Annotated in this window: 5 protein-coding genes and 1 pseudogene; 3 read left to right on the top strand and 3 right to left on the bottom strand. The window is 69.2% G+C overall.

Going from position 1 to position 5,401, the window contains the following annotated elements; genetic code table 11:
- Together RTM68_RS16700 and RTM68_RS16695 are read right to left on the bottom strand one after the other, a co-directional pair.
- Positions 1-608 (bottom strand): SDR family oxidoreductase (locus RTM68_RS16700; RefSeq protein ID WP_312173085.1); only part of this gene is annotated, 608 nt, incomplete at its 3' end.
- Positions 590-1,450: a fumarylacetoacetate hydrolase family protein gene (locus RTM68_RS16695; RefSeq protein WP_312173083.1), complete on the bottom strand. Its 861-nt coding sequence runs from the start codon at positions 1,448-1,450 to the stop codon at positions 590-592. The genes RTM68_RS16700 and RTM68_RS16695, both read right to left, overlap by 19 nt.
- A gap of 135 nt (positions 1,451-1,585) precedes the next feature.
- Here RTM68_RS16695 and RTM68_RS16690 point away from each other — a divergent pair, with 135 nt between their 5' ends.
- The 3 genes from RTM68_RS16690 to RTM68_RS16680 are packed head-to-tail and all read left to right on the top strand — an operon-like array spanning position 1,586 to position 5,211.
- A complete protein-coding gene (locus RTM68_RS16690; protein ID WP_312173082.1) occupies positions 1,586-2,881 on the top strand; it encodes an L-fuconate dehydratase in 1,296 nt (431 codons plus the stop codon).
- Complete coding sequence (locus RTM68_RS16685) at positions 2,868-3,833, top strand: aldo/keto reductase (RefSeq protein WP_312173080.1); 966 nt, start codon at positions 2,868-2,870, stop codon at positions 3,831-3,833. Before RTM68_RS16690 ends, RTM68_RS16685 begins: the two co-directional genes overlap by 14 nt.
- A 43-nt stretch (positions 3,834-3,876) precedes the next feature.
- Entirely contained in the window at positions 3,877-5,211 is a 1,335-nt protein-coding gene (locus tag RTM68_RS16680; protein ID WP_312173078.1) for an alpha-L-fucosidase, read from the top strand.
- A gap of 7 nt (positions 5,212-5,218) precedes the next feature.
- Here the strand turns inward: RTM68_RS16680 and RTM68_RS16675 are convergent.
- Positions 5,219-5,401: pseudogene (locus tag RTM68_RS16675) on the bottom strand (acetylesterase); the annotation flags it as partial.

Below are 5,401 nucleotides of genomic sequence, written 5' to 3'. Positions count from 1 at the left end.
CGCTCGGCGGCCGGGTCGGCTGCCGAGTCGAGCAGGCGTCCGACCCAGGGGGTGTCTGCGGTGCCGGGGTTCACGGCGTTCACGCGGATGCCGTCGCGCAGGTGGTCGGCAGCCATGGCGCGCGTCAGCGCCGAGACCGCGCCCTTCGACGCGCTGTACAGCGCGCGCTGCGGAAGCCCGGTCGTCGAGGCGATGGAAGCCGTGTTGCAGACCGCCGCGCTCGGCGACCTCTTCAACCAGGGCAGCGCTGCCGACGTGACGCGCGCGATGCCGGTCACGTTGATCGAGAGCACGCGTGCCCACTCCTCGTCGTCGTTCGCGCTGATGTCGCCCTGCGCGCCGATGCCGGCATTGTTCACGACGATGTCGATGCGGCCGAACTTCTCGGCGACGGCGGCCACGGCGGCATCCACCGACGCACGGTCCGAGACGTCGGCCGTGAACGCGGCGAAGACGGCATCCGCTCCGGAGATGTCGCGGTCGAGCACCGCGATCTGCGCGCCGTCGGCTTGCAGGCGGGCGGCGATGGCCGCCCCGATCCCGGATGCTCCGCCGGTGACGATCGCGACGAGTCCGTCGAGTGCGCTGCTCACTTCTGTGCCTCCCATGCCACGAACTCCTGGCGCTGATGCCCGAGTCCCTCGATCTCGATCTCCACGACGTCGCCCGCCTTCAGGTACGGGAACCTGCCGCCGAACGCGACGCCCTGCGGGGTGCCGGTGAGGATCAGGTCGCCGGGCTCGAGCGTCACGTACTGCGACAGGTGGTGCACGATCGCGCGCACGTCGAAGATCATGTCGTTCGTGTTCGAGTCCTGACGGGCCTCGCCGTTGACCCAGCTGCGCAACCGCAGATCGTCGACGTCGACCTCGTCGGGGGTGACCAGCCACGGGCCGGTCGGGTTGAAGCCGGGGGCGATCTTGCCCTTCGACCACTGCCCGCCCGAGACCTCCATCTGGAAGGCGCGCTCCGAGACGTCGTTCGCCACGACGTAGCCGGCGATGTGCGCGTCCGCTTCCTCCGGCGAATCGAGGCAGGCGGCGCGGGCTCCGATGACGATGCCGAGCTCGACCTCCCAGTCGGTCTTCTCACTGCCTCGGGGGATCGTGACGGCATCGTCCGGGCCGACGACGGTGTTCGGCGTCTTCAGGAACATGATCGGCACGGTGGGCGGCTCAGCGCCCGATTCGCGCGCGTGGGCGGCGTAGTTCTGGCCGATGCAGATGACGGCGCTCGGGCGGGCGATCGGAGCGCCGATGCGCATCGCCGCCGCATCCGCGAGGTCGGGCAGAGTGCCCGAGGCGATCGCCTCGGCGACGCGAGAGCGGAAGTCGCCGGCAAGGAAGTCGCCGTTGACATCGGATGTCAGTGTGCGCAGGTCGAGGTGGCGGTCGCCTTCGATGACGACGGGGATCTCGGCGCCGACGGGGCCCAGACGTGCGAACTTCATTGTCTCTCCTGATCTCCCGGGACTTTTCCCGTTTCGACGGCGCCGACCTGGCGTGCCTCGTTGACAGTATAGACATCGGATGTTTACACTCCAAGAGATCTGCACGAATCCCCGCCCCGTGCATGAGAGGACCCCGTGAGCCGCATCGTCGCCCTCGACACGACCGACATCCGCTTCCCGACGTCGCTGAGCCTCGACGGGTCGGATGCCATGAACCCCGACCCCGACTACTCGGCCGCATACGTCATCGTCCGCACCGACGCCGGGGACGGCATCGACGGTCACGCCTTCGTCTTCACGATCGGTCGGGGCAACGACGTGCAGGTCGCCGCGATCGACGCGCTCGCCGGGCACCTGGTCGGCCGCGAGATCGAACCGCTGCTCGACGACATGGGCACGACGTTCCGCGACATCATCGGCGACTCGCAGCTGCGCTGGCTCGGCCCTGAGAAGGGCGTCATGCACATGGCCATCGGCGCCGTGATCAACGCACTGTGGGACATCAAGGCCAAGCGTGCCGGTCTGCCGCTGTGGCAGCTGCTCGCGCGCATGTCGCCGGAGGAGCTCGTCGGCCTCGTCGACTTCCGCTACCTGACCAACGCGCTCACACCCGAGGACGCACTCGAGATCCTGCGCGCCGCGGAGCCCGGCCGCGCCGAGCGCGAGCGCGAGCTGCTCGCCACCGGCTACCCCGGATACACGACGAGTCCCGGCTGGCTGGGCTACTCCGACGAGAAACTCGAGCGGCTCGCCCGTGAGGCGATGGCCGACGGGTTCACGCAGATCAAGCTGAAGGTCGGCGCCGACCTCGACGACGACATCCGCCGCTTCCGCAAGGCCCGCGAGGTCTGCGGTCCCGACTTCCCGATCGCGATCGACGCGAACCAGCGCTGGGAGGTGTCGGAGGCGATCGAGTGGGTGAACGCGCTCGCCGAGTTCCACCCCGCCTGGATCGAGGAGCCCACGAGCCCCGACGATGTGCTCGGCCACGCCGAGATCGCCCGGGGCGTGGCGCCCATCCGCGTCGCCACCGGAGAGCACGCGCAGAACCGCGTCATCTTCAAGCAGCTGCTGCAGGCCGAGGCGATCGCGGTCATGCAGATCGATGCGGTGCGCGTCGCCGGCGTCAACGAGAACATCGCCAACCTGCTGCTCGCCGCCAAGTTCGGAGTGCCGGTCTGCCCGCATGCGGGTGGTGTGGGGCTGTGCGAAGCCGTGCAGCACCTGTCGATGTTCGACTTCGTCGCCGTCACCGGAACGCGCGAAGGTCGGATGATCGAGTTCGTCGACCACCTGCACGAGCACTTCGTGATCCCCACCGACATCCAGGGCGGCTCGTACATGGCGCCCACGACGCCGGGAAACGGCATGGAGATGAAGGCCGAGAGCATCGCGACCTACGAGTGGACGGGGCAGCATGTCGTCGCGTGATCGGCTGAGCGTGCCGACCCTCGGGTACGGCGCCGCGAACCTCGGCAACCTCTTCCGCGCGCTGACCGACGACCAGGCGTGGGCCGTGCTCGACGCCGCATGGGAGAGCGGCATCCGCTTCTTCGACACCGCACCGCACTACGGTCTCGGACTCTCGGAGCGCCGCCTCGGCGCGTTCCTGCAGACCAAGCCGCGCGAGGAGTACGTGCTCTCGACCAAGGTCGGGCGACTGCTGCGACCGAACCCCGACCACGACGGCGGGCTCGACACCGCCAACGACTTCCATGTGCCCGACGACCTGCGGCGCGTGTGGGACTTCTCGGCCGGCGGCATCCGCGCGAGCCTCGCCGAATCGCGCGAGCGTCTCGGCATCGAGCGCATCGACCTGCTCTACCTGCACGACCCCGAGCGACACGATCTCGACCTGGCGCTCGCCGAGGCGCTGCCGGCGCTCGAGCAGCTGCGGGCCGACGGAGAGGTGGCCGCGATCGGCATCGGATCGATGGTGTCGGATGCTCTCGCCGCGGCCGTGCGCGCGGCCGACCTCGACCTGATCATGGTCGCCGGCCGCTACACGCTGCTCGAGCAGCCGGCCGCCGCCGAGGTGCTGCCTGCCTGCCGTGAGAAGGGCACCGGGATCGTCGCGGCATCCGTCTTCAACTCCGGACTGCTGGCCTCGAACGAGCCGCGCCGCGACGGACGCTACGAGTACGGACAGCTGCCCGACGAGCTCTGGGACCGACTCGTGCGCATCGCCCGAGTGTGCGCCGAGCACGACGTGCCGCTGCCGGCCGCTGCGCTGCAGTTCCCCCTGCAGTCCGACGTCGTCCGCTCGGTCGTCGTGGGCGGCAGCCGCCCCGAGCAGCTGCGGCAGAACGCCGAATGGGCGAGCGCCACGGTTCCCGCCGAACTGTGGGACGCGCTCGCCGCAGAGGGACTCATCCCCGCGTGACCCGTTGACACGACTTCATTCACCGACGAAGGAGAAGGCACCCATGTTCACGAGCGACACCGTCCGCCCCGCACACTACGAGCGCTTCGAGCGGGAGGTGCCGCAGTGGTACCGGGATGCGAAGCTCGGCATCTTCGTGCACTGGGGGCCGTATTCGGTCCCGGCGTGGGCCGAGCCGATCGGCCCGCTCGGCACCTTCGATTCCGCGCATTGGTTCGCGCACAACCCCTACGCCGAGTGGTACTACAACACGATCCGCATCGAGGGCAGCCCTGCGCACCAGCACCAGCAGGAGGTCTACGGCGGAGCCGACTACGACGACTTCATCGATCAGTGGCAGGCCGAGCGCTTCGATGCCGGTGCCGTGATGGACCTCGTCGCCCGCACGGGTGCGCGGTACTTCGTGCCGACGAGCAAGCATCACGACGGCGTCGCGCTGTGGGATGCCCCGGGTACGGGCGACCGCAACACGGTGGCGCGCGGCCCGAAGCGCGATCTCATCGGCGAGTTCCGGGACGCGGCCGACGAGCGCGGCATCCGCTTCGGGGTCTACTACTCAGGGGGTCTCGACTGGTGGTTCGGGCAGAACCCGGTGATCGCAGATGAGATCGAGGCGAACAACCGTCCTGTCGACAAGGCCTACGCCGACTACGCATACGACCACACGATCGACCTCATCGACCGGTATCGCCCCGCAGTGCTGTGGGGCGACATCGAGTGGCCCGATGCGGGCAAGCCCGAGGGCGACAAGAGTCTCGTCGAGCTCTTCGACCACCTGTACGCGACGGTTCCGGATGCGGTGGTCAACGACCGCTTCGGAGAGACGCACTGGGACTTCCGCACCAGCGAGTACGAGCAGGGGAGGGATGCCGAAAGCGGCGTCTGGGAGAACTGCCGCGGCGTCGGATTCTCGTTCGGGCACAACCGACTCGAAGACGAGACGAACTCGCTCGACGGTGCCGGCGCGATCCGCCACTTCGTGGACGTCGTCTCGCGCGGAGGCAACCTGCTGCTCAACATCGGCCTCACGGCCGCGGGCGAGGTCACCGATCTGCAGCGGCAGACGCTCGACGAGCTCGGTGCGTGGAACGACGTGCACGGCGATGCGATCTTCGCGTCTGAGATCCTGGATGCCGCGATCGCGCGCGCCGCGGATGAGCCCTGGGTGCGCTGGACGCGCACCGACGGCCGAGCGCACGCGTTCATCGACGCACCGGCGGGCAGTGTCGTGACGCTCGACGTCGACGCAGAACGGCTCGACGCCGCGAGCGGGCGCTCGGATGCGGCATCCGTCGCCGGTGAGTCGGGGGCGCCGGTCGTGACCGTGGGAGAGTCGGCGATCGTCGGTCCCGTGCGGGTCACGTTCGACCTGCGGTAGGTCGGACTCAAGTACCGAGAACGCGCTCGAGGTGTGCACGGCCGCGGCGGATCGCTGCGGCCGTGACGGCATCCGATCCCGGGTATTCCGCGTGCCCGGCGGGCAGCACCTCGAGGTCGAGCGCCTCGACGGCGTTCGCCACCGCGAACTGTCCCTGCGGGGGCACGTACGGATCCCACAGTGCGACCTC

It is taken from the genome of Microbacterium sp. (genome assembly GCF_031988965.1).
GTDB lineage: Bacteria > Actinomycetota > Actinomycetes > Actinomycetales > Microbacteriaceae > Microbacterium.
This window is presented reverse-complemented; position numbering and strand designations above follow the sequence as displayed.